This is a genomic window from Paenibacillus sp. FSL R10-2748 (assembly GCF_038005565.1).
Lineage (GTDB): Bacteria > Bacillota > Bacilli > Paenibacillales > Paenibacillaceae > Paenibacillus > Paenibacillus polymyxa_B.
Genome location: NZ_JBBOTK010000004.1, coordinates 1 through 23188 on the forward strand (window position 1 = coordinate 1; position 23188 = coordinate 23188).

Sequence of the window (23188 nt, forward strand, 5' to 3'; positions counted from 1 at the left end):
AACTTCATAAGCCGGTGTGGCGGAATTGGCAGACGCGCGCGACTCAAAATCGTGAGGGAAACCGTGGAGGTTCGAGTCCTCTCACCGGCATCTATTTCGGGATGTAGCTCAGCTTGGTAGAGCACCTGGTTTGGGACCAGGGGGTCGCATGTTCAAATCGTGTCATCCCGATTCAAAAGGAAAGTCGCTGGAAGCAGCGGCTTTTTTGTTATATTCATATCTTTTTGTATAAATCAGTAATCGTCAGGTCACACTAACACAAAAAGTGGGACGGAAGGGATTACTGTGAAGCGATTAAGTTGGAAAAAACAGATGAAACGGCGCTGGAAACAGTGGAGAAGAACAGTGTGGGCTTTTAGCATTTTTGGTGCGGCTTGTTTGCTGGCAGGGTTGGGTATTCTGTTTTCGAATTATTTGCAGGCTATGTTGTCACAGCCACTCGCTACTACCGTCATGGCTGAGGAGAGCATGGAGGAGGCTTCACATCTGAGCCCAACTGAAGATCACTCCTCACAGATGCAACTACTGCAAAGTATTCGTGCTTCCGGTATAAGCAGGAAGACCCGTCTATTAACCACCTACGTGTGTGGTACGGAAACACTTTCCTTGGGAACACTAAGTTCACAGCAGCTAGAGACCTTACTGAAGCAACATCCCGATTGGAAGGGGCGACTTAATACCAAAGGAGAGGTGTGGCTGGAGCGCAGGGTGGAAGACTTGTCAGAGTCATGCAAAGAGCGTGGATACATGGGTTTGAGCACTGACGGCCAGCTTACATTGTATGAAGGGCTACCTAAAAGAGAAAAAGTTATCCGCACTTTTTTTCAATTGGATGTGGGTTCCATGGAGACGGCCTTGCCAGAAGGGGTGTATAAACAACTTCAGCAGGGGATCCGTGTACAGGATATAAATGAGTATAACAGTGTAATCTCCACTTTTAGTGACTTTGCCGTGGAGCGAACACAAAGGGTATTAAAGCAGCACTATTGATTACAACTACGGAGACGTTAGGCATTGCCCATGAGGTGAGGCTTGAAGCGTCTCTTTTTATGTTTTTACTCACGTTTAAATTTTTTCCTCTATTAGATACAAAGTTTTGTTATAATGAAAAGAACGACACATATGTTCGCTTTATATGGTATTTGGCCATGATTATATTAAGGATAACGTCTGGCTATTGTTTAGTTAAGCCATGTTTGAGCGATAGGGGAGAGATTTTTTTGCGTTTTTTAGGAATTGATCCGGGCATTGCCATTGTGGGCTTCGGATTTGTAGACAAGATTGGCAGCAAGGTGGTTCCTGTACAGTATGGCTGCATCCAGACGGAGGCCCATACACCGGAAGAAGAAAGGCTGCTTCATGTGTATGAAGGCATGTTGCAATTAATAGATAAATATAAGCCTGATGCGGTAGCACTGGAAAAGCTCTTTTTTAATCGCAACGTTACAACCGCTATGTCTGTAAGTCAGGCACGTGGGGTGCTGGTACTAGCTGCAAAACAACGTAATTTGCCTATAGGTGAATACACGCCGATGCAGGTAAAGCAGGCTATTGTAGGGTATGGTAAGGCTGAGAAGAAACAGGTACAAGAAATGGTTAGAATGTTTCTAAAGCTTCAAGTTGTGCCCAAACCGGACGATGTAGCGGATGCTTTGGCGGTGGCTATTTGTCATGCGCATTCTTATGGACTAAATTCAAAATTAAATGAGGTATTGCGAAAATGATAGATTTCTTGCGTGGTTCTGTGGCCCATTTGGAAAATGAATATGTCGTTTTAGATGTGCAGGGTGTAGGGTACCGGGTATTTTGTCCGAATCCTTACGCGTTCGCCAAAACTGAAGGTTCAGTGGTCATTTACATTCACCATCATGTAAGGGAAGATGCTATTTTACTGTTCGGTTTTGCGACTCGTGAGGAGCAGCAGCTGTTCCGTAAACTGATTGATGTATCTGGTATTGGACCGCGTGTTGCGCTTGGTATTTTAGGAGGCGGTACGCCTGCTCATGTGGTAACGGCGATTTATCAGGAGAATATCACATTTCTCACCAAGTTACCGGGGATCGGTAAAAAAACGGCACAACGTATGATTCTGGATTTGAAAGATAAGCTCGACGGTATTGGCTCGTTGGGGATGGCAACCGGATTGTTTGCTGAGCCTGTCGTAGAAGAAGGCGAAGGTTCATATTGGGGCGAGGCCCGTGAGGCGCTCAAGGCGCTGGGTTACACTGATGCTGAGTTGGATAAGGTATGGAGCAGAATGAAGAAAGATGCGAAACCTGATGAATCTGCTGATATTTTGATGAAGCGGGCTTTGCAACTGTTGTTTGCCGGATAGGACGCTGATGTCCGTTAACAAATGTCTGGTGAAAAGAGGAGCGATGGAATATGGATGACCGGATTATTTCCGCCAATTTGATGATGGAAGACCAGACGGCGGAGCTAAGCCTTCGCCCCCGTTATCTAAATGAATATATCGGCCAAAATCAGGTTAAGGAAAATCTGAAAGTATATATTGAAGCGGCCAAAATGCGTAAAGAAGCGTTGGACCATGTACTGTTGTACGGACCGCCGGGGTTGGGTAAAACAACTCTTGCTAACATTATTGCCAATGAGTTGGGGGTTAATCTGCGTACAACTTCAGGTCCTGCAATTGAAAGACCGGGAGATTTGGCAGCATTGCTGACCAATCTTCAAGAGGGTGATGTTTTGTTCATTGATGAGATTCATCGCCTTCATCGTACGGTGGAAGAAGTCATGTATCCTGCAATGGAGGATTTTGCGCTGGACATTATGATTGGTAAAGGCCCGAGTGCACGCTCGGTCCGTCTGGATTTGCCACCCTTTACCCTTATAGGGGCCACTACGCGCGCTGGGCTGCTCTCTGCGCCATTGCGTGATCGGTTTGGTGTTATTAGTCGATTAGAGTTTTATACGACAGACGAGCTGGCTTACATCGTGTCCAGGAACGCGGATATTATGGAGATTGAAATTGTCGGGGATGCGGCAGAGGAAATCGCATTGCGTTCACGGGGGACACCGCGTATTGCCAACCGACTGTTAAAAAGGGTGCGTGATTTTGCCCAGGTTGCTGGAGACGGTATTATTCATTCTGAGTTAGCTGCAGAGGCGCTAAAGAGGCTTCAAATAGATCCACTCGGACTTGATGAAATTGATCATAAAATGCTTAAGGCCATGATTCATTCATTCAGGGGCGGGCCTGTAGGATTGGACACAATTGCTGCGACCATTGGGGAGGAGAGCCAGACAATTGAGGATGTGTACGAGCCCTATTTGTTACAAATTGGCCTTTTACAAAGAACACCTCGGGGACGAACAGTGACTCCGGCGGCATATGGCCACCTTGGAATCCCAATGCCAACGGATCCACGGTGATTAGGAAACATGAAGCACTTTTAAAAAAATCATTGCATGGTTACACGCAAGTATGGTGAATACGATATCGGCTGACGGATGATTGAGGGAAGTGAGAATGTAAGTGAGATTCGAGCGGGTTCATATTTTGGTTTATTCCGCCGATGTATTTAAAGGGACAGACAAGGGTCGAGATCCCGATAAATTACGCAATATAAGTGCTAGACAGCTAGATTGGGGGAGCCAGAAATGAGTGGAGAAGCATTTAACCGAAAAAGTATTTTCGGTGCATGGATGGGCCGGGCCAAACGAGCAGCAGCGATTATGGTATTAGCTACAGTGTGCATACCTTGGTCTTCGGGCGTTCACGCTGCTGCCGCCCAAGAGGATATTCGTGTAGTGATTTTTGCGGATCTAGGTAGCAAATATAAAGCGACAGTTCCCGCTGTAACCTTGAAATCATCAGGAGGTCTGAGTGTTGGACAGAACAGTGGAGGCAGTTTTCAAACTTGGATGGGACTGCCAGACAGTACGGTTCGTTTTAGTGTAGACAGCTATCGGGTGAAGGTACTTGAAGGAAATGAAGCAGCGGCGATAAAAGCGGCCCAAGCCCTGCAAAAGACTAATGATAAACCTACGGTTTTTATCGGTTCAAAAAATGGTAGCTCTGTGTATCAAGTGTACGCGGGAATATATGCTAGTGAACAGTCTGCGCAGGCTGCTGTACAGCGGATTTCCTCCGCAACCGGAGCGCAGCCCGAGGTTAAGGGAAACAAGCATTGGTCCACAGGAAGCTACGGAAGCGAGCAGGAAGCTAATCTCGTTCGAACGACAATTGCTGCGGCAGGCTTTGATGCTTTTACTGTGATTCAATCAAGAGGCCAGTATGCTGTATGGGTTGGAGAAGAAAGTAATGACAGCAAGCTGTCGGCTTTGAAAACAGAGCTGGAGAGCAAGCAACCAAGACTCACGCTGTCTAAAGTTAATGCTACTCAAACTGGCCTCATTATAAGACAGGAAGCAGGAGTCACGACTGGCTCGCAGGTGATGTCTCATTACATTCTAAGTGGTTCTGATAATAGCAAGGTAATTGTTAACGGCGGTAATAATGGAATACAAGTGGTCGAAAGATCCCAGCGTACATATCGCGGCGAGATGGAGATCGGCATGACGTCAGGCCAGCTGGCGCTTGTGAACGAAGTTCCTTTGGAGCAGTATTTGTATTCCGTGGTAGGAGCAGAGGTCTATTCCTCATGGCCAGATGAAGCGCTCAAGGCTCAAGCGGTAGCGGCTCGTAGCTACGCGCTTGCCCAAGGCAATCGGTTTCAGATCGGCAATGTAGTAGATGGTACGTTAAGCCAGGCTTACAACGGTAAGAGCTCGGAACATGCCAATGTCAATGAGGCTGTAGATGCAACAGCTGGTGAAGTCATTAAAAGTGGCGGCAAAGTGGTCGAAGCTGTATTTTCATCTAATGCGGGCGGTGTGACAGCAGATGCTTCCGAAGTGTGGAACAGTGGTGGCGAAGCCTTTGCCAGCGTAGACAGCTCGGGGGATACTTCGGCACAAAAAGGAGCACAGGAATGGTATCATGTACTTCTCTCCAGTGGCAAGACAGGTTATATTCGTGAGGATAATGCTAAGGAACTGGAGGGTGTCACAGAAGCGGGGTTAGACAAAATCACCGTCACTGCGGAAAATACAAATGTGCGTCCTATTCCCCAAATCCAATCGACAGTTACACCAATAGCCAAGGCGCAGCCGGGCGAAGAGATAATTGTATTAGAAAAGGTGCCTCAGTCCGGAGACTATGCATGGGTGCGGGGGCCCTTTACGTCAGCTCAGCTTGCTAAATCCCTGCAAGGGAAAGTCACGGGCACAGTGCCTTCCTCTATTAATCACCTTGATGTCACCAAACGTGGTCCATCAGGGCGAGTGTTGGAGGTTGAAGCGGACGGATCCCCTTTGAAAGTGAAATATCCGGATATGTTTCGCTCAGCGATGGGCGGACTCCCAAGCACACTGTTTGATATTGCGAGTACCGGAAGTTATACTGTATTAGGCGCTGATGGGGCTACTTCTCATGTAAGTGGTACACAAGGCACTCAAATCCTGTCCGCATCTGGCAGTAGTACTTCAAGTGGTAACGGGGTGATCGTCATGAATGAAGATCGTCATGCACGGGTCATTGACAAAACACAAAGCTTTATTTTTACAGGTAAAGGAAATGGTCATGGTTTGGGCTTATCCCAATGGGGTGCCAACGGTTTGGCCGAGCAGGGGTATGATTACAAGAAAATTTTGCAACACTATTACAAAAATGTGGATATAGTTAAGGACTGACCAATATATGAATGTAAACGACTACGATTTTGAACTGCCTGAAACATTAATTGCACAGACACCTTTGCTTGATCGGAGTGCTTCCAGATTACTGACGTTAAACAAAAATAATGGTGAAGTGGGTCATCATACGTTTTCGGATATTGTGCAGTATCTTCAACCAGGGGATACGCTGGTGTTAAACGATACGAGAGTGATTCCTGCACGCTTGTTTGGCATCAAGGAAGACACGGGAGCTAAGGCTGAGGTTTTGCTGCTTAAGCAACTGCAAGGGGATCGATGGGAAGCACTGGTGAAACCCGGTAAAAAGCTGAAAAAGGGTGCTGTTATCGTTTTCGGTGATGAGCTGAAAGCAGTAATTGAGGAAGAAGGAGATATGGGCGGAAGGGTACTTTCATTTTCATATGACGGTATTTTCCAGGAGATCTTGGACCGTCTGGGGCAGATGCCGCTTCCGCCGTATATCAAGGAACAACTGGATGACCGCGAGCGTTATCAGACAGTTTATGCTCGGCATGAAGGTTCTGCTGCGGCTCCAACGGCAGGGCTGCACTTTACAGAAGAATTGCTGGACCAGATTAAAAAGAAGGGCGTTACCGTTGCCTTTATCACACTTCATGTTGGCTTAGGGACGTTCAGACCGATGTCTGTGGATACGATTGAAGAACATGTGATGCATGAAGAATACTATTCATTGTCACAGGAAACAGCGGATGTACTCAATGAAACCAAGGCGCGCGGCGGAAGAGTCGTGGCGGTGGGGACGACCAGTTGCCGAACGCTGGAAACGGTGGGCAATAAATTCCTAGATGGAGTATTAGAGGCCAGTAGTGGCTGGACACAGATTTTTATTTATCCAGGCTATGAATTCCGTGTGGTGGATGCGATGATTACGAATTTTCATTTGCCTAAATCCACCTTGGTTATGCTGGTCAGCGCACTGGCGGGCAGGGAGAATATTATGCATGCTTACCAGGAGGCGATTGACCGACAATATCGGTTTTTCAGCTTCGGGGACGCAATGTTCATTTATTAATTAAGGATGGTAGAGAAAATATGGCACCAGCAATAAGATACGAACATATTAAAACCTGCAAGCAATCGGGAGCCCGTCTTGGGCGTGTACACACACCTCATGGAGTTATTGAGACACCAACCTTTATGCCTGTGGGAACTCAAGCTACTGTTAAAACGATGAGTCCTGAGGAACTGAAAGCGATGGATGCTCAAATTATTTTGAGTAACACGTACCATTTGTTTCTTCGTCCTGGCCACGATATTATTCGTGAAGCAGGTGGACTGCACAAGTTTATGAATTGGGATCGCCCTATTTTAACGGACAGCGGTGGATTCCAGGTGTTTTCCTTAAGTGAAATGCGCAAGATTTCAGAGGAGGGTGTTCATTTTCGCTCTCATTTAAATGGAGATAAGAAGTTTCTTTCGCCTGAAGTGGCGATGGAAATACAAAACTCGCTTGGCTCAGATATTATGATGGCCTTCGATGAATGCCCGCCATTTCCGGCTGAATATGAGTATGTGAAAAAGTCACTGCAACGTACCAGCCGTTGGGCTGAGCGTTGTTTGGAGGCACACGCGCGTCCTCATGATCAAGGGCTGTTTGCCATTGTTCAAGGAGGCATGCATGAAGATCTGCGTAAGCAAAGCGCTGCGGATTTGACTTCCATGGATTTCCCGGGGTATGCTATTGGTGGACTGAGCGTAGGTGAACCGAAGCATTTGATGTATGAAGTGCTAGATTACACGCTGCCTCTGCTTCCCACCAACAAGCCAAGATATTTGATGGGTGTAGGTTCTCCAGATGCCTTGATTGAAGGCGCTATCCGTGGTGTGGATATGTTTGATTGTGTACTTCCAACGCGAATTGCTCGCAACGGGACAACGATGACCAGCCAAGGTCGTCTTGTCGTTCGCAATGCCCAATATGCAAGTGATTTTGGCCCGCTCGATCCCGCTTGTGATTGTTATACCTGTCGCAATTATTCACGTGCTTACTTGCGACATTTGATCAAAGCGGATGAAACCTTCGGGCTCCGACTGACAACGTATCATAACTTGCATTTCTTGATACAATTGATGCGTAATGTCAGACAAGCGATTATGGATGACAGGCTGCTTGATTTCCGAGATGAATTTTTTGAGCAGTACGGTCTTCATGATAATGATAAAGGCTTTTAAGTTTTAGGGAGAGTATACGAAAGGGGGATTTAACATGTTTCATTTTGCTACAGCCGCTACTGCACCCGGTGGAACTGGCGGACTTTTTCAAATGATCTGGCCACTGGCTCTGATGTTTGTAATCTTCTATTTCTTGCTGATTCGCCCGAATCAGAAAAAACAAAAGCAGCGTCAAACGATGCTTCAAGCTTTGAAAAAGGGAGATAAAGTAATTACGATCGGAGGTCTTCACGGTACAATTGTGGAGATTACGGATGATGTAGTAGTTTTGCGTGTGAATGATGTCACGAAGCTGACCTTTGACCGCAGTGCAATTAGTAATGCGATTGCAAAAGACACGGCATCTGAGGAAGTTGTTTCCAAATCGTAAAATGCTTCTGACCGTTATGCAAAAACCGAGCCTTTGAGGAGGCTCGGTTTTTTTGTGTTGTTTTATTACATGGATACAAACATTTTGATTACTTGCTGAGATTAATGCCAAACATCCCACCACCTGCACCTATGACAAACGCGAAAGCTAAGTGTAACAGGTCCTTGCCGTTCATGCCCGCATCCAATGCCAGAAAACCGACCAGAAGAACGATTAGTCCATACAGTATGCCTGTAATACCGCCTTGATACCAGCCTTTGTTTGTGGATCTTTTACCGGCGACGAAGCCGCCAGATAGCATGGCGAATGCGTGGACGATGTACGTATACAATGATAAGTCCTGTTCCTGCATCTGTGTCAGCCACAAGAGTAGTGTAAGAATCAATGCGCCAAGCAGCATCCATGCAAAAGCATAAAATAAGCCGGATAAAATGGGATGGGCCAGACGAAACGAACACCAGCGGCGAATGAGCTCCATTGATAATTCCTCCTGTACCAAGGTTTGAACTATTATCATTCTATGGCCAAGCCTCCCTGCTTAGTACCAAGTCGCAAGCAGTCTTTCTCTTTATTTCAATAATTTAGCCTTTTGTTTTTTGTATGAGCCAAGTGAGGAACGGTCAGAATACGTGTACAATGAACGACTAATGTCTTATTGCAAGTACAGGGGAGGAGGCGAACATATTGAGTCACGATATTTTTGCTCATATTTTTCGGACGCTGCTCATGTATTTTATTGTATATCTGGTGATGCGCTTGATGGGTAAAAGGGAAATCGGCAAATTGTCTGTTTTCGATCTCGTCATATCCATTATGATTGCAGAAATTGCTGTATTCAGCCTGGAGGATATAAAACGTCCACTTTATGAAGGGCTGATTCCTTTAGGAGTGCTGTTAATTTTGCAAATCGGGATTTCATTTTTCAGTCTGAAAAGTCGGCGACTGCGCTTACTATTTGATGGTAGGCCCAGTGTATTGTACTCCAATGGACAATTAAACAAGGACGAAATGGTGAAACAACGTTACAATTTAGATGACTTGCTGTTACAACTTCGTGAACAAAATATAGAAAGTCTGGATGAAGTCGAATATGTTATTTTGGAAACGACAGGTAAGCTAACGGTTATAGGTAAGGATGATAACGATGGAGTGGAACACGGAAAAATGAAGCAAGAATTAAACGGAACAGATTTGATAAACAAAGAGCAACAGGTGAATAAGGTCCATCCTTCTCCACAAATCGGTGGAAAGTTTAGATATGAGGGACTGCCTATTCCATTAATCATGGATGGCAAGGTGCTGGATCGAAATTTGGAACGGATGGATATGAACCGTTTTTGGCTTAAAAATCAGATTCAAGCAAAGGGACACAAAGATTTTAAGGATGTTTTTTTATGCTCGGTTAACCATAGAGGTGATGTGTATATTACACCACCGGCCTATGGAAAATCTTCGGATTAGATTTCCTATGCTTTAAACCATCTTCTCAGGATTGGAATGCGTGTAAGGTTGTCCCAATCAATCATTTTGATCAAGGTCATTAGGAAAAGGTACAGTATAATTCCCAAACCTGCGGCAAAAATAAACTGAAGCCACATTTGGTTGAACATCGTTAGATGTCTGTAGGTATATAATACTGCTGCTGCCATGATGATCATACCTATCCCGGTCTTCCAGAAATCGAGCAAACGTACGCGGAAGCGAAGCAGTCTGCTGACACTGAAGCCATGAAGGAGTGTAACAATGGCACTGTTAATACAAATGGCGATGACAGCTCCGTAGATACCGTACTGAGGTTGGGAAGCAAGCCAGACGATTAGCGCAATTTTGATAACGGCTCCGATAAAGGTATTTAATAAGGCACTTCCAGGACGGTCTAATGCCTGAAGTGCTGCCTGAAGCGGGGCCTGAATGTACATAAAAAGAGCAAAAGGTGCCATGAGCTTAAGCATGCCTGCAATATCGCCATTATTATAGAGTAGCAGACACAGAGGTTCTGCCAAAACATACATGATTACGGCAAAGGGGGCTCCTGCAACCAAAGCGAGCCGAAGCGATTGATGTAGACGTTTGTGAATGGCTGTAATATGCCCCTTGGCTGCTGCTTCGGATAACGAAGGAACGAGTGAAACTGCTAGCGAACTGGTAAGAACCCCAGGTAGTAATAATACAGGAATGACCATGCCCTGCATGGCTCCATATTGTGCGGTTGCCACGCCAGTTGCAATGCCTGCTACGGCGAGGCTACGCATGCACAAGATAGATTCGAGCAAATAGGATAAGGAACCAACAAGCCTTCCAGCAGTAACGGGAACGGATATAGACATAAGACGTGACAAAACGGATGATTGCTCGGGTTGAACCTCAGAGGAGGGGATAGGCGACTTCGGCTGAAGGATGCGATCTTTTCGATGGTTACACACGTATTGCCATAGCAGCACAATCATGCCAATGAATTCGCCCGCCAGAGCACCGAGCATGGCACCTGCAGCAGCGTAGGCTACCCCATGAGGAAGTAACAAGTAAGCAAACCAAATGACACAAAAAATGCGCATAACGGTCTCCGCAATGGAGGAGGTGGCAGAAGGAATCATATTTTGCTTTCCCTGAAAATAGCCCCTATAAGCTGAGGAAACAGCTACAATGACTATCATTGGGCTCATGCTCACGAATGTATAATACACGCGGCTGTCGGTCAGGAGATGGCTTGTGATCCAAGGCGCGAACACAAGACAGAGCACCATGGCGATCAGACTGAGTGTAATGGTGAAGCGCAGGCTGGTGTGCAAAATACGCCGCGACATTTCGGGCTGTCCCGCCGTTTCGGCTTCGGCTACTAGCTTGGCTACCGCAAGAGGGATTCCCCCTGTAATAAGCGTCACCAGAACGATAAAAAAGGGATACCCCTGTTGGTACAAGCCAACTCCTTCGGGGCCGATGATACGCGGGAGTGCGATTCGGGGAATAAAACCTAGTATCCGGTTGATAATTCCTGCTGCCAATAAAATAATTGCTCCATGGATGAATGTCTGCTTTTTCAATCGCAACTCCCTCTTCCCCAAAATGTAATTCTGCGTCTATACATTACTTTAGAAGATATGCTGGACCTGTCCATCTTCATGACAAGCTTTTCCGTTCAGAAACAAAGTGATTTAGACAACAAGAGGGAGAGTGGTGAATTCTGCTATTGACGAGCGAAATGAATGCATATATTGTTGATTTAAGGCTATTTTCAACGAAAAGAAGGGTTTTCCAGGATCAGGACAGAAATGTTCTACAAAGCAGTCAATAACCCCGCTAATTGCTGATCTGCGGAACCGGTAGTCGCTGGGAGGAGGAACGGCCATCGTGGGTATGGAAGAGCTGGATGAGCAGGATTGGGATGACGCAATTGAGATGCTCTGTCAAAGTAAGGCGGACGAGTTGATTCTCGTAGGTTATGAGCATGTCACAAGTAAGGACGTGTGGAATTGCGTCAGCCATAAATATGAAAAGGAGGGTATCCCTCCGCTGCACAAGCTCGTTAACGATATACTTTCCCTTAAAGCGACGAGCTTTATGAACTATTTGACTATGTCCGCATTACGGGGCTCCACTTTCGAATAGAAGGGGGTCTTTTTTTGCGTTCAAATTGACTGCTTTTTGAGGGGTAGCTATAATAGGAATATTGAGAATGAAAGGGGAACATGGGACGGAATGAAGAGAATTCTAAGTTTCATCGTGGTCGTGCTCATAACTACTGGTGTTATGATCGGGACAAGCCCGGGCCTACTGAACAGTTTAAAATTAGGCCTCGATTTAAAGGGAGGCTTTGAGATTTTATATGAAGCCCAGCCTTTGGAAGCCGGGCAGAGTGTAACCAGACAGTCTCTTATACAAACAGCTCAAAGTCTGGAGAGACGGATTAATGCGCTCGGTACGACTGAGCCGGAAGTAACAACAGAGGGGAGCAACCGTATTCGCGTGCGGCTTGCTGGTGTCACTAATGAGGCAGAAGTCCGCTCCATGCTGAAAAAGCCTGCAGAATTAACGTTCCGCAGTGCAACGGCTGCAGATGCTAAAAAGCCAGGCCAATACAGCAAAATTGAGCTCCGCGGTAATGATTTTGTGGAGAATGGCGCTGTTGTAGGCTATGACCAGCTGAATCAACCTGAGATTAGTATCAAAGTGAAGGACAAAGCTAAATTTGCAGAAATCACAAAGCGACTTCTGAATAAAGAATTAGCTATTTTCCTGGATCAGGAATTGCTGTCTGCACCTACAGTACGTGGGGAATTAACGGACGGTAGCGCGTCAATCACAGGTAGCTACACTCGTGATGAAGCGAATAAACTGGCGGATACGATTAATCTGGGTGCCCTTCCGCTCAAACTGACGGAAAAATATTCTCAGAGTGTAGGTGCTACGCTGGGTCAATTGTCACTGGATCAGACGATTCGTGCTGGGTTGATCGGCTCAATCATTATTCTGGTATTTATGATTGCGATGTTCCGTATACCAGGATTAGTGGCCAGTTTTTGTCTCATCGTTCATACTTGGCTGGTGCTTGCGATCTTCTACTTGGGTGGATTCGTGCTCACGCTCCCAGGTATCGCCGCCTTCGTGCTCGGGATCGGGATGGCAGTCGATGCCAATATTATTACGTATGAACGGATTAAAGAAGAAATCAAGACGGGCAAAACGATTCGTTCTTCCGTTATCGCAGGTAGTAAGGCTTCGTTCCGTACCGTTATGGATGCCAATATTACGACAATTATAGCGGCAGCGGTTATGTTTGGTCTCGGAACAGGCTCCGTTAGAGGTTTCGCTCTGGTGCTTATCGTTGATATTGTCACCAGTATCTTGACGAATATCTTCTTCTCCCGCTTCTTGCTCAATCTGCTGGTTAAAGCGGATGCTGTGAAGAAGCCCAAGTATTTTGGTGTGAAGGAGAGTGATATTAGTGCGCTTTAATTGGGACTATAAATATATCAAGATGAGCAAGTGGTTTTACACGTTCTCGATTATTATCACACTGCTTGGTATTCTGAGCTTGTCGATATTCGGCTTGAATTACGGGGTAGACTTTCGTTCCGGTTCCAATGTGGATGTCAATTTGACTAAAGTCGTTACACAGGAACAGATTCAAACTTTGCTGGACAAGCAGAAGATCGGTAAAGAGGTGGATTATACACCGGGGAAAGAGCGTTTCGGCATTCGCTTCTCACAGGTTTTGACGGATCAGCAAGTGAATGACTTTAAGACTTCCTTTAATAAAGAGCTTGATCCAAAGGCTTCCTTTGAGGTCAATACAGTAGATACGGAAATGGCACAAGAACTGGAGCGGAATGCAATATGGGCGATTTTGCTAGCATGTGTAGCCATCGCGGTCTATATTTCGATCCGGTTTGAATGGCGGTTTGCCATTGCAGCCATCGTTTCGTTGTTGCATGATGCCTTCCTCGTTATCAGTATTTTCTCGATTTTCCGGCTTGAGGTGGATTTGACCTTTATTACGGCAATTCTGACGATTGTTGGTTTCTCCATTAATGACACCGTCGTTATTTTTGACCGTATTCGGGAAAATCTACGATTTGCGAAGAAGAAGTCCAGAGACGACTTAGAACAGGTAGTTGATCACAGTATTGCGCAGACAATGACTCGTTCACTTGCAACCGTGTTTACGGTGTTTATTGCCTCCGTATGTTTGTTCATATTTGGCGGCGAATCGATCCGTATGTTCTCACTTGCAATGGTCATTGGTTTGTTGTTTGGTGCTTATTCCTCCATTTTCATTGCCAGCCCGCTGTGGGTGGCATTGAAAGGAAAACAAAAATCCCCGACAGCTGGCGGGGGCGCGGTCAAAACTGCAAAGTCTTAAGTTACGCAAATACCAGTAGTATAAATTAAAGAGAAAGCCGCGTCTGCTTGGGCGCGGTTTTCTAAGGTTTTGAGATTTACCTTGAGTAAGGCACAGTAGTGGCACTTAAATGTGAATGGTTTTTGGTTTTGAGAAATTCGGTTATTTTAGAATGAGCTTTATTGGGAAAGGGTTAGTTCAGGATTGAGGGGGAAACGTTGTGAATAGCGAACGCAGCCGATCATTGGAAACTGCGGCGTTGAGCGGGATTGTAGGTAATCTCGCGCTGGCTGTTCTAAAGGGAACCGTCGGTTATGCTGCAAACAGCAAGGCGTTGTTGGGGGATGCACTGCACACGGCTGCGGATAGTGCTTCCCGTTTGCAGGAGCTTCTGTTTTCCAAGGGTGCTACAGGGCACGGAATGCTGGCACGGTTGCGGAACGGTGAAAAGGTTCGGACGGTCATATCTGTGGTGCTGGCTATTTTAGTGCTGATGAGCGGTCTTCAGCTAGCTATCTCGGCGGTTCGTTCATTAAGCAGTTCGGAACCGCAGGCTCCCGGTCTGTATGCATTAATTACCGTATTTATTGCGTTGGTGTTGAGAGAAGTGCTATTTCAGTTTCAATATCGCTACTCGATTAAACATGGTCATAAAGCGGAAGCAGATCGGTACGCTAACCATGAACGTTACTCGCTGTATGCATCGTTGATTGCATTGATCGGCATGATCGGTGCAATGACTGGCGAAGCAATGGAATGGCCTGCATTATTATATCTTGATCCAACCGCAGCTTTGCTGGTAGCCTGTCTGGTGCTGCGTAAAGGATATTTGATGGTAATGAATACCGCTTACCAGGTTCCTGCACAGCCCTTGCAGGAGGAAGACTCCCGACGCTTTATGGAGACGATTCAACGGGTGTATGGTATTGTAACGGTTGAACACTTACATGCCCAGGAAACAGGCCATTTCATAACAGTGGATGTAACGATAAGTGTGAACCCGCGGATTACGGTACAGGAAGCGCAGGAAATTGCCGATCGAGCAAAAAATTTACTGTTAGCCCGTTTTCCACAGGTGACCCATGTACAAATGCAGTTCATTTCTTATCAAGCCGGGTATCCTTACAAATCCAATCATGAACTGCCAGATAATGATGTGTCGTCTTTGCTTCAATAGGGCAGGACGACTATGAAAGAAAGGTGAATAGGATTGCTTCATTCGCAGTACAGATGGAAGACCCCAGAGGCTAACCTGGAAGCGGCTCAGCTGTTGACAGAAGAACTGGGGATTTCACCATTGTTGTCCCGGCTTTTAGTGAACCGGGGCGTCACTACCGCCGGGGAAGCAAACCGCTTTTTGTACGGAAGTGTGGACGATGTACACGACCCTTTTCTGCTTCTTGGCATGAAAGAAGCCGTGCCGAGAATTCGCCAGGCTCTGGAACGTGGCGAGCATATATTAATCTATGGCGATTATGATGCGGACGGCGTATCCAGTACATCATTGATGATTCAGCTCATGCGATTTCTGAAGGCTTCTTATGATATTTATATTCCCCATCGTTCTAATGAGGGATATGGTCTGCATAACCATGCCCTTGATTGGGCTCATCAGCAGGGAGTTACGCTGGTCATTACGGTAGATACGGGAATTAGTGCAGTAGAGCAAATTATTTATGCAACTTCCTTGGGGATAGATGTTATTGTGACGGATCATCATGAGCCGCCTGCTGTACTTCCCGAGGCATATACTTTGATTAATCCGAAGCTACCCGGTTGCCCATACCCATTTAAAGGTCTTGCAGGTGTTGGTGTTGCCCTGAAGCTCGCCCAGGCGCTGTTGGGTGAGGTGCCGGAGGAATGGTTTGAAATCGCCGCTATCGGCACGGTAGCCGATCTGATGCCACTACATGGTGAAAATCGGACGATGGTACGCAGAGGGATTCAATCCATGAGAAACTCTGCATTTCCGGGTATTCGTGCGTTGCTCCATGTAGCGGGCGTGGATATATCTACAGTGACTTCAGTCAACATCGCATTTGCATTGGCTCCGCGGATTAATGCCAGCGGGCGTCTGGATCATGCGGGACGAGCAGTTTCTCTGCTGACGACAGAAAAAGAGGAAGAAGCAGATCAACTTGCGCATGCGCTGGACCTGCTCAATCGTGAGCGTCAACAGGTGGTCGAACGTATTGTGGAGCAAGCCGAGCAACAATTGGCATCCAAACTGAATCGAGGCAAGCTGCCGTCAGTTATTGTGTTGGCTGGTGAAGGCTGGAATGTCGGTGTTGTCGGAATTGTGGCATCCAAGCTATTGGATCGTTATTATCGACCGACCATTATTCTTGGTATAGATGCTGAGACAGGCATGTGCAAAGGTTCTGCCCGTTCTATTCCTGCATTGGATATTTACAGTGCTCTTACGGACAGCCATGAGCTTATGGAGCATTTTGGGGGTCATCCTTCGGCTGCGGGTATGACGCTGTCCCGTGACAATCTGGAATTGTTTGAAGAGCAGCTGAACCGCTATGCGGGTTCCATTCTGACACCAGAAGATCTCATTCCTGTAGCTGAAGCTGATATGGTCTGTCGTTTGGACGAGGTATCTTTGCAAGTGGTTGAAGAACTGGAGTTGCTTCAGCCTTTTGGTATGGGGAATCCTTCTCCACGATTCGTATTACAGGGACTGCAATTGCGTGAAGCTCGTAAAATGGGACGTGAGAAAAATCATGTGAAGCTCTTGCTGGAGCAGAACGGTTTATCGCTGGACGCGATTGCCTTCCGTCGTGGCGATTTGGCTGATTTTTTACAGCAACAAACGGAGATAGATCTGCTGGGTGAATTGTCAATTAACGAATGGAACGGTAAAAGGTCTCTCCAGCTAATGATGCAGGACATTCGAGTGCAGGAGCCGCAAATTTTTGATTATCGTGGAGTGTCGGACCCTTTTGCCGAATTAGAGCGGGGACTCAAGATCTTTCATCCACGCATAGAGGAAAGAAAGAAAGACGTTGCGGTGTTGATCCACCCGTCATCTAGGCTTCGTCCCTCGGGCTCCGTGGATGCTGAATCCTTATGGTTGTACGATAAAGATGGCAGCGTTATTCCCAGTGATGGTCAAAGAGATGCACAGCACTCTGTAAAGTCGCTGTTCGTACTAGAGCCGCCGGATACACCGGATCAGTTTCAGGCATTATGGTCTACCTTTGAGAATGTAGAGAACGTATTTCTCCTTCATTCGGTCAGTGAGCGTGGCGGTCGACTCGTAAGCCCCGACAGAGAGCTGTTCAAGCGTATTTACGTTGTGCTTTCCCGAATGGGGACACAGCCTATTGATGAAAAGGCAATGCTGCCTGCTCTTAGCCGACAGTGTTCCTGTTCAGTACGCATGTTATCCAAAGTGTTGGACATCTTCGAAGAACTTGAGTTTATGACGCGTACAGATGGTCAATTCTGTTTTGTATCCAATCCGCCTAAGCGGGATTTAACAGCTTCTCCACGCTATCAGGAATTGTATAATATGGCTGAGATGGAGAAGTACTTGTTGGATGCGGACACTACCCAGATGACGAGCTGGATTATGTCGCTTATGAAGGGTGCGTCTTGAGATACTATTTCGCAATTTATGTTGTAAAATGTATATACTAATTTGAAGTTTACAGTAGGAGGAACTAAGTTGGACTACAAAGAATATATTCGGGTGATTTCCGATTTTCCACAACCAGGGATTAGTTTTAAGGACATTACGACCCTGATGAAAAATGGTGAACTGTATCGCAAGGCTATCAACGATATGAAGGAACTGGTATCGGATTTGAAAATTGATTTGATTGCAGGGCCAGAAGCACGTGGGTTCGTTGTTGGTGCTCCTTTGGCTTATGCGCTTGGTGTTGGTTTTATTCCCATCCGTAAAAGTGGCAAGCTCCCTGGGGAAACCATTGAGGAAGCATACGGTTTGGAGTATGGTAAAGATACGCTGGCGATGCATAAGGATGCTATAGAGCCAGGCCAAAATGTTTTGATTGCTGATGACCTGCTTGCTACAGGTGGAACTATTGCTACATCCGTGAACTTGGTACGCCAGCTTGGTGGTAATGTGGCAGGGGCTGCTTTTCTTATCGAGCTGTCTGACTTAAACGGTCGGGCGAAACTGCCTGATGTAGATGTATTCACCCTGATTACGTATTAAGTATTTCGAAACCCGGGTTTCCCGGGAAATAATTATGTGCGGATCGCCTAAATAGTCCGATGGAACATCTCTTTATCTAAAGAGTTGCTCCATCGGACTATTTTGTTTCTTTGTTGGAAAATAGGTATGAAAAAATTTCGTAAATGTCTATGAACAATAAAAAAAGGAGCAGAGGTGGTCATAAGGAGCATAGTGGTCATACTGATTTCAATCAGTTTTTGTTTTATTTTTTGCTAAGCAGAAGCTAGATACGGAAATAAGTCAAAAATGCTGCTCGTTGCTTATCTAGGGTTAAAGCAGTTATTGCAACTGACTTGGATGGGGTGCTCTGAAGATGGATGAAGGAGTATCTATTTTAAAAAGGCCGTGCATAAAAAAACGCCGACACCATGGGAGACGGATCCTTACACGCTTATCTTAACAGCTCAAGCGTATTGATCCGTGACTCATGGAGCAGCGTTTTAAAGTTTAAAAACAGATATCAATCTGGTGTTTTCTCGGTTAAAGGTTCCTGCGATTTATCGTTGGACCAGCCGAGCACGTCAATCAGCTTGAAGAACAAGCTGAGGATGATGCCGATGATTGTAGCCAATGCCATACCTTTCAAGGTTACAGCGCCCCAAGTGAGCGTAGTACCGCTGATTCCTACAACAAGCACGATGGTCGCAAGCAGCATGTTGGTTGGCTTGGCGAAATCAACCTTTTGCTCAACGAAGATTCTTAGACCGGAGGCAGCGATGACACCGAATAATAGTAAGGATACGCCGCCCATAACTGGAGCTGGAATATTAGAAACAATCGCTGAGAACGTGCCTGAGAAGGACAGCAAGATGGCAATGACAGCCGCTCCGCCAATGACCCATACAGAGTACACTTTAGTTAATGCCATGACACCAATATTTTCACCATAAGTCGTATTAGGTGTAGAACCAACAAAACCGGAAATGACGGTGGAAATACCGTTACCTAGCAGAGAGCGATGGAGACCAGGATCTTTGGACAACTCGCGCCCGACAATGTTGCTAGTCACAAGTAAGTGACCAATATGCTCTACGATGACAACCAGAGCAACAGGAAGAATCGTCAGCATAGCAGAGGTATTAAAAACGGGAGTGGTAATTGCAGGATGTCCGAAAAAAGGAGCGTCTGCAATGGCCTGTGTATTGACCATGCCCATAAAATAAGCAAGCACATAGCCCACTACGATACCGATCAGAATATGAATGATTTTGGCAAACCCGCGAAACAACACTGCACCCAGAACAGTGACCCCGAGTGTAACGAGCGAAAGAGTAATCGTTTTGGGATCTGGAGTCCAGGCTTTAGTAGGATCGGCATTGATAATGCCTGCCATGCCTGCTGCAACCGGAACCAGTTCCAGACCGATTAAGGCTACGATGGAGCCCATAACAGCTGGAGGAAAAACGACGTCCAGCCAACGGGTTCCGGCATATTTAATTACCAGTGCGACGAGGCAGAAAATAATACCTGTAACGATGAAAGCACCGAGGGCCATAGCATAGCCGTTGCCGCCGGGATTGTTTTTAAGCACAAGACTGACGGGAGCGATAAAAGCGAAGCTGGAGCCGAGATAGGCGGGAATTTTGCCGCGGCAGATCCATATGTACAACAATGTGCCAATACCGTTCATTAGCAAAATCATGCCGGGATCGACGCCGAAAATATTCGGCACCAGCACAGTGCTGCCAAACATGGCAAACAAATGCTGTACGCTGAGCAGGAACCCGGGTCCTGCCGGTAGCTTTTCATTAACTTGAATTTCGCGTTGCAACGCAGTTCACTCCTTAGTTCTTTCAATTATTCTTATATACATTAATTACTTTTCGTAATTTTTTCAATATAATTCGTTTCATTTCGTCAACAATCCTCATTTTACTTATCCATGTGTGACAGAATAATGCGACAATGCCAAACCTGTAATAGTTGACGTGCGACGTGCTAACCGTCATAATTGTAGGAAATCACTTTTAAAAGGGAACCTTTGCGCGACATTGATCGGCGGGTTCCATTTTGCATAGAAAGGACACGGAATAGAGCAGAATGGGGATAGAGCAATTACTTAAAAAGGCCGGGGCCTATACCAGAGAAGCAGATCTTATCCGCATCAGGGACGCCTATGATTTTGCCGAGCAGGCCCATTCCGGCCAGACTCGTAAGTCCGGTGAACCTTATATTCTGCATCCGCTTGCGGTTGCTGATATCGTCGTTAATATGCAGATGGATACCATCTCCATTATCGCCGCTCTTTTACATGACGTTGTGGAGGATACGACGGTGTCTTTGGCGCAGATTCGCGAGCATTTTGGCGATACATGTGCGATGCTTGTCGATGGTCTGACGAAGCTGGAGCGTATCCAGTTCCGTTCCAAGGAAGAACAACAGAACGAAAATTATCGAAAAATGTTTATTGCTATGGCGCAGGACATTCGTGTCATCGTCATTAAGCTAGCAGATCGTCTGCACAACATGCGTACTTTGAAATATCAGTCAGAGGAAAGCCAGCGTCGGATTGCTTATGAAACGTTGGAGATTTTCTGTCCGGTTGCGAATCGACTGGGTATTTCAGCCATTAAATGGGAAATGGAAGATATTGCTCTACGCTATCTGAATCCTCAGCAGTATTATCGCATCGCTAATTTGATGCATAAGAAGCGGGCCGAGCGGGAGCAGTTTATTGATAATGTCATACAGCGTATCAGAGAGAAGCTGGAAGAGATGGGCATTCAGGCTGATCTGTCTGGACGCCCTAAACATATTTACAGTGTGTTTAAAAAAATGACGACGAAGAACAAGCAATTCAATGAGATATATGATTTGCTGGCGATTCGAATTATTGTGGATAACATTAAAGACTGTTACGCCACACTGGGGATTATCCATACGTTGTGGAAGCCAATGCCGGGGCGGTTTAAAGATTATATCGCTATGCCTAAGGCCAATATGTATCAGTCCCTTCATACGACAGTAGTAGGTCCCAACGGGGAGCCTACCGAGGTACAAATTCGCACAGTGGATATGCACCGTACTGCTGAATTCGGGATTGCGGCCCATTGGGCCTATAAAGAAGGCAACGGAGCAAACAACACTAACTTTGAGGATAAAATCACCTTTTTTCGAGAAATCCTGGAGCTGCAAAATGAGGCGAAGGATGCGTCGGAATTTGTGGAATCGCTCAAAATGGACTTTTTCTCAGACCTTGTGTTTGTGTTTACTCCTAAGGGAGAGGTCATTGAGTTGCCGGCCGGATCCGTTCCGCTGGACTTTGCTTTCCGTATTCATACCGAAGTTGGCAATCGAACGATTGGCTCTAAGGTAAATGGAAGAATCGTACCTTTGGATTATCGACTTAAAACCGGTGATATTGTCGAAATTATGACGTCCAAGCATTCTTATGGACCTAGTCAGGACTGGCTCAAAATTGCTCAGTCCTCTCACGCGCGCAGTAAAATCAAACAATGGTTCAAGAAAGAAAAGCGTGAGGAGAATGTTGAAAAAGGCCGCGAAAATCTGGAACGTGAGCTAAGAAAACGTGATATCGAGCCATCGGTGTGGATGAGCGACGACAAGCTTCAGGAAGTGGCACAGAAGTTCTCCTTTAACGATTCCGAAGATATGCTGTCTGCGATTGGTTTTGGTGGTATAACCGCAGCGCAGGTCTGTACACGTTTGACAGAGAAGCTGCGTAAGGAACAAGAAGAGGCACGGTTGATCGAATTGACGACTGAGGTCAAGGAGTACAAGCCGCAGGGCGAACGGAAAAAAACACCGACTAACGGTGTCAGCGTCAGAGGCGTCGATAATTTACTCGTTCGTTTTGCACGATGTTGTAATCCCGTACCGGGAGATGACATCATCGGCTATGTAACACGTGGACGCGGCGTATCCGTTCACCGGACGGATTGCCCGAATATTCCTTCGGGTACGGGCGAAGATCAGGCGCGCGTGATTGAAGTGGAGTGGGAAGAAGCAGCGGAAGTCAATTACAGCGTCGATATTGAGATTACGGGGCATGATCGCAACGGTTTGCTGAATGAAGTGCTTCAGGCCATTTCTGAGAACAAAACCAGCTTCTCGGCCGTTACAGGTCGTACAGATAAAAATAAAATGGCGATGATTCACATCACGATTCTCATTCGCAACACGGATCATTTGCATTCTGTTGTCGAACGGATTAAACGGGTGAAGGATGTATACACTGTGCATCGGATTATGCAATAACCTTATTAAGCGTACAGATAGGTTTATAGCCTTTGTAACACATCTTGGGTAGAAAGACCCATAGGCTGCTAAAAGAGCCGTAATACGGCTGTGAGCACCTTTTAAAAGGGAAGGTTAAAGGAGATATCGGATAGGCGATGAAGATCATTATTCAGCGCTGTAAAGACGCTCAGGTGACGGTGAATCAAAAGGTGGTCGGCAAGATTGGAACCGGATTAATGCTGCTGGTTGGTATTGGTCAGGGAGATACAGCAGCCGATGCCGTTTATTTGGCGGATAAAACAGCGGGATTACGTATATTTGAGGATGCTGAAGGTAAAATGAATGACAGCGTTCTGGATGTCGGTGGAGCCATTTTGTCTGTCTCTCAATTTACGTTGTATGGTGACTGCCGTAAAGGAAGAAGGCCTAACTTTATGGGGGCGGCCAAACCAGAGGAAGCGGAGAAGCTGTATGATTTCTTCAACAGTCAGCTTCGAGCCAAGGGCCTGGAGGTAGAAACGGGAATTTTTGGGGCTATGATGGATGTTTCATTGACGAACTGGGGCCCAGTGACACTGATTTTGGATACCGAACGTTCGTAACTATGCATTCATGGCGTGATCTGAGTAGAATAAAATAGCTGTTCAGAGGGACCATA

The 23188-nt window shown here is 46.2% G+C and carries 20 protein-coding genes and 2 tRNA genes; 19 read left to right on the forward strand and 3 right to left on the reverse strand.

The genetic code is table 11. The features are described from left to right. Nucleotides 1-10: 10 nt before the first annotated feature. The 10 genes from NSS66_RS13110 to yajC all read left to right on the forward strand — a co-directional run bounded on the left by NSS66_RS13110 (nt 11) and on the right by yajC (nt 8281). Nucleotides 11-90: transfer RNA gene (locus NSS66_RS13110), tRNA-Leu, on the forward strand. A 7-nt stretch (nt 91-97) separates the two neighbouring features. Next, nucleotides 98-171: transfer RNA gene (locus NSS66_RS13115), tRNA-Pro, on the forward strand. Between the two features lie 114 nt (nt 172-285). Further along, nucleotides 286-990, forward strand: a complete 705-nt coding sequence (locus NSS66_RS13120; RefSeq protein WP_023989939.1) for a BofC C-terminal domain-containing protein — start codon at nt 286-288, stop codon at nt 988-990. Nucleotides 991-1220: 230 nt separating this feature from the next. Continuing rightward, nucleotides 1221-1724: a crossover junction endodeoxyribonuclease RuvC gene (ruvC, locus tag NSS66_RS13125; RefSeq protein ID WP_013311580.1), complete on the forward strand. Its 504-nt coding sequence runs from the start codon at nt 1221-1223 to the stop codon at nt 1722-1724. Further along, nucleotides 1721-2335, forward strand: coding sequence for a Holliday junction branch migration protein RuvA (gene ruvA / locus NSS66_RS13130; protein ID WP_023989938.1), 615 nt, complete (start codon nt 1721-1723; stop codon nt 2333-2335). Before ruvC ends, ruvA begins: the two co-directional genes overlap by 4 nt. Before the next feature lie 50 nt (nt 2336-2385). Then, entirely contained in the window at nt 2386-3393 is a 1008-nt protein-coding gene (ruvB, locus tag NSS66_RS13135) for a Holliday junction branch migration DNA helicase RuvB (protein WP_023989937.1), read from the forward strand. A gap of 228 nt (nt 3394-3621) precedes the next feature. Beyond that, a complete protein-coding gene (locus NSS66_RS13140) occupies nt 3622-5715 on the forward strand; it encodes a SpoIID/LytB domain-containing protein (protein WP_023989936.1) in 2094 nt (697 codons plus the stop codon). A 7-nt stretch (nt 5716-5722) separates the two neighbouring features. Next, nucleotides 5723-6751, forward strand: coding sequence for a tRNA preQ1(34) S-adenosylmethionine ribosyltransferase-isomerase QueA (gene queA / locus NSS66_RS13145; protein ID WP_028542424.1), 1029 nt, complete (start codon nt 5723-5725; stop codon nt 6749-6751). Between the two features lie 20 nt (nt 6752-6771). Further along, the gene (gene tgt, locus NSS66_RS13150; RefSeq protein ID WP_340959102.1) at nt 6772-7911 is read left to right on the forward strand and encodes a tRNA guanosine(34) transglycosylase Tgt; all 1140 of its coding nucleotides are present in this window, start codon (nt 6772-6774) and stop codon (nt 7909-7911) included. A 34-nt stretch (nt 7912-7945) separates the two neighbouring features. Then, on the forward strand, nt 7946-8281 hold the full coding sequence (yajC, locus tag NSS66_RS13155) for a preprotein translocase subunit YajC (protein ID WP_023989934.1): 336 nt from the start codon (nt 7946-7948) through the stop codon (nt 8279-8281). Nucleotides 8282-8369: 88 nt separating this feature from the next. Here the strand turns inward: yajC and NSS66_RS13160 are convergent, their stop codons facing one another. Continuing rightward, nucleotides 8370-8759: a TIGR04086 family membrane protein gene (locus NSS66_RS13160; protein WP_340959103.1), complete on the reverse strand. Its 390-nt coding sequence runs from the start codon at nt 8757-8759 to the stop codon at nt 8370-8372. Between the two features lie 206 nt (nt 8760-8965). On the opposite strand from NSS66_RS13160, the gene NSS66_RS13165 reads away from it, so the two are divergent. Further along, nucleotides 8966-9742 (forward strand): DUF421 domain-containing protein, encoded by a 777-nt coding sequence (locus tag NSS66_RS13165; protein ID WP_025720234.1) that lies wholly within the window; start codon nt 8966-8968, stop codon nt 9740-9742. A gap of 5 nt (nt 9743-9747) precedes the next feature. Here NSS66_RS13165 and spoVB read toward each other — a convergent pair whose 3' ends face one another. Continuing rightward, complete coding sequence (gene spoVB / locus NSS66_RS13170; RefSeq protein ID WP_023989931.1) at nt 9748-11322, reverse strand: stage V sporulation protein B; 1575 nt, start codon at nt 11320-11322, stop codon at nt 9748-9750. A 307-nt stretch (nt 11323-11629) separates the two neighbouring features. Between spoVB and NSS66_RS13175 the strand changes: the two genes are divergently transcribed. The 6 genes from NSS66_RS13175 (at nt 11630) to NSS66_RS13200 (ending at nt 18309) form a co-directional block, all read left to right on the forward strand. After that, nucleotides 11630-11887, forward strand: a complete 258-nt coding sequence (locus tag NSS66_RS13175; RefSeq protein WP_013311570.1) for a post-transcriptional regulator — start codon at nt 11630-11632, stop codon at nt 11885-11887. A 90-nt stretch (nt 11888-11977) separates the two neighbouring features. Continuing rightward, complete coding sequence (gene secD / locus NSS66_RS13180) at nt 11978-13234, forward strand: protein translocase subunit SecD (protein WP_023989930.1); 1257 nt, start codon at nt 11978-11980, stop codon at nt 13232-13234. Then, nucleotides 13224-14141, forward strand: coding sequence for a protein translocase subunit SecF (gene secF / locus NSS66_RS13185; protein ID WP_023989929.1), 918 nt, complete (start codon nt 13224-13226; stop codon nt 14139-14141). Before secD ends, secF begins: the two co-directional genes overlap by 11 nt. A gap of 199 nt (nt 14142-14340) precedes the next feature. After that, entirely contained in the window at nt 14341-15297 is a 957-nt protein-coding gene (locus NSS66_RS13190) for a cation diffusion facilitator family transporter (protein WP_340959104.1), read from the forward strand. Between the two features lie 33 nt (nt 15298-15330). After that, nucleotides 15331-17727, forward strand: a complete 2397-nt coding sequence (gene recJ / locus NSS66_RS13195; protein ID WP_068941965.1) for a single-stranded-DNA-specific exonuclease RecJ — start codon at nt 15331-15333, stop codon at nt 17725-17727. A 69-nt stretch (nt 17728-17796) separates the two neighbouring features. Continuing rightward, the gene (locus tag NSS66_RS13200; protein ID WP_023989926.1) at nt 17797-18309 is read left to right on the forward strand and encodes an adenine phosphoribosyltransferase; all 513 of its coding nucleotides are present in this window, start codon (nt 17797-17799) and stop codon (nt 18307-18309) included. 481 nt (nt 18310-18790) lie between these two features. Here the strand turns inward: NSS66_RS13200 and uraA are convergent, their stop codons facing one another. Further along, on the reverse strand, nt 18791-20101 hold the full coding sequence (gene uraA / locus NSS66_RS13205) for a uracil permease (protein ID WP_061829372.1): 1311 nt from the start codon (nt 20099-20101) through the stop codon (nt 18791-18793). Nucleotides 20102-20370: 269 nt separating this feature from the next. Here uraA and NSS66_RS13210 point away from each other — a divergent pair, with 269 nt between their 5' ends. Together NSS66_RS13210 and dtd are read left to right on the forward strand one after the other, a co-directional pair. Beyond that, entirely contained in the window at nt 20371-22548 is a 2178-nt protein-coding gene (locus tag NSS66_RS13210; RefSeq protein WP_025720225.1) for a RelA/SpoT family protein, read from the forward strand. 137 nt (nt 22549-22685) lie between these two features. Next, nucleotides 22686-23132 carry a D-aminoacyl-tRNA deacylase gene (gene dtd, locus NSS66_RS13215; RefSeq protein WP_023989923.1) on the forward strand — a complete coding sequence of 149 codons (447 nt, stop codon included), beginning with the start codon at nt 22686-22688 and terminating at the stop codon, nt 23130-23132. Nucleotides 23133-23188 lie beyond the last annotated feature (56 nt).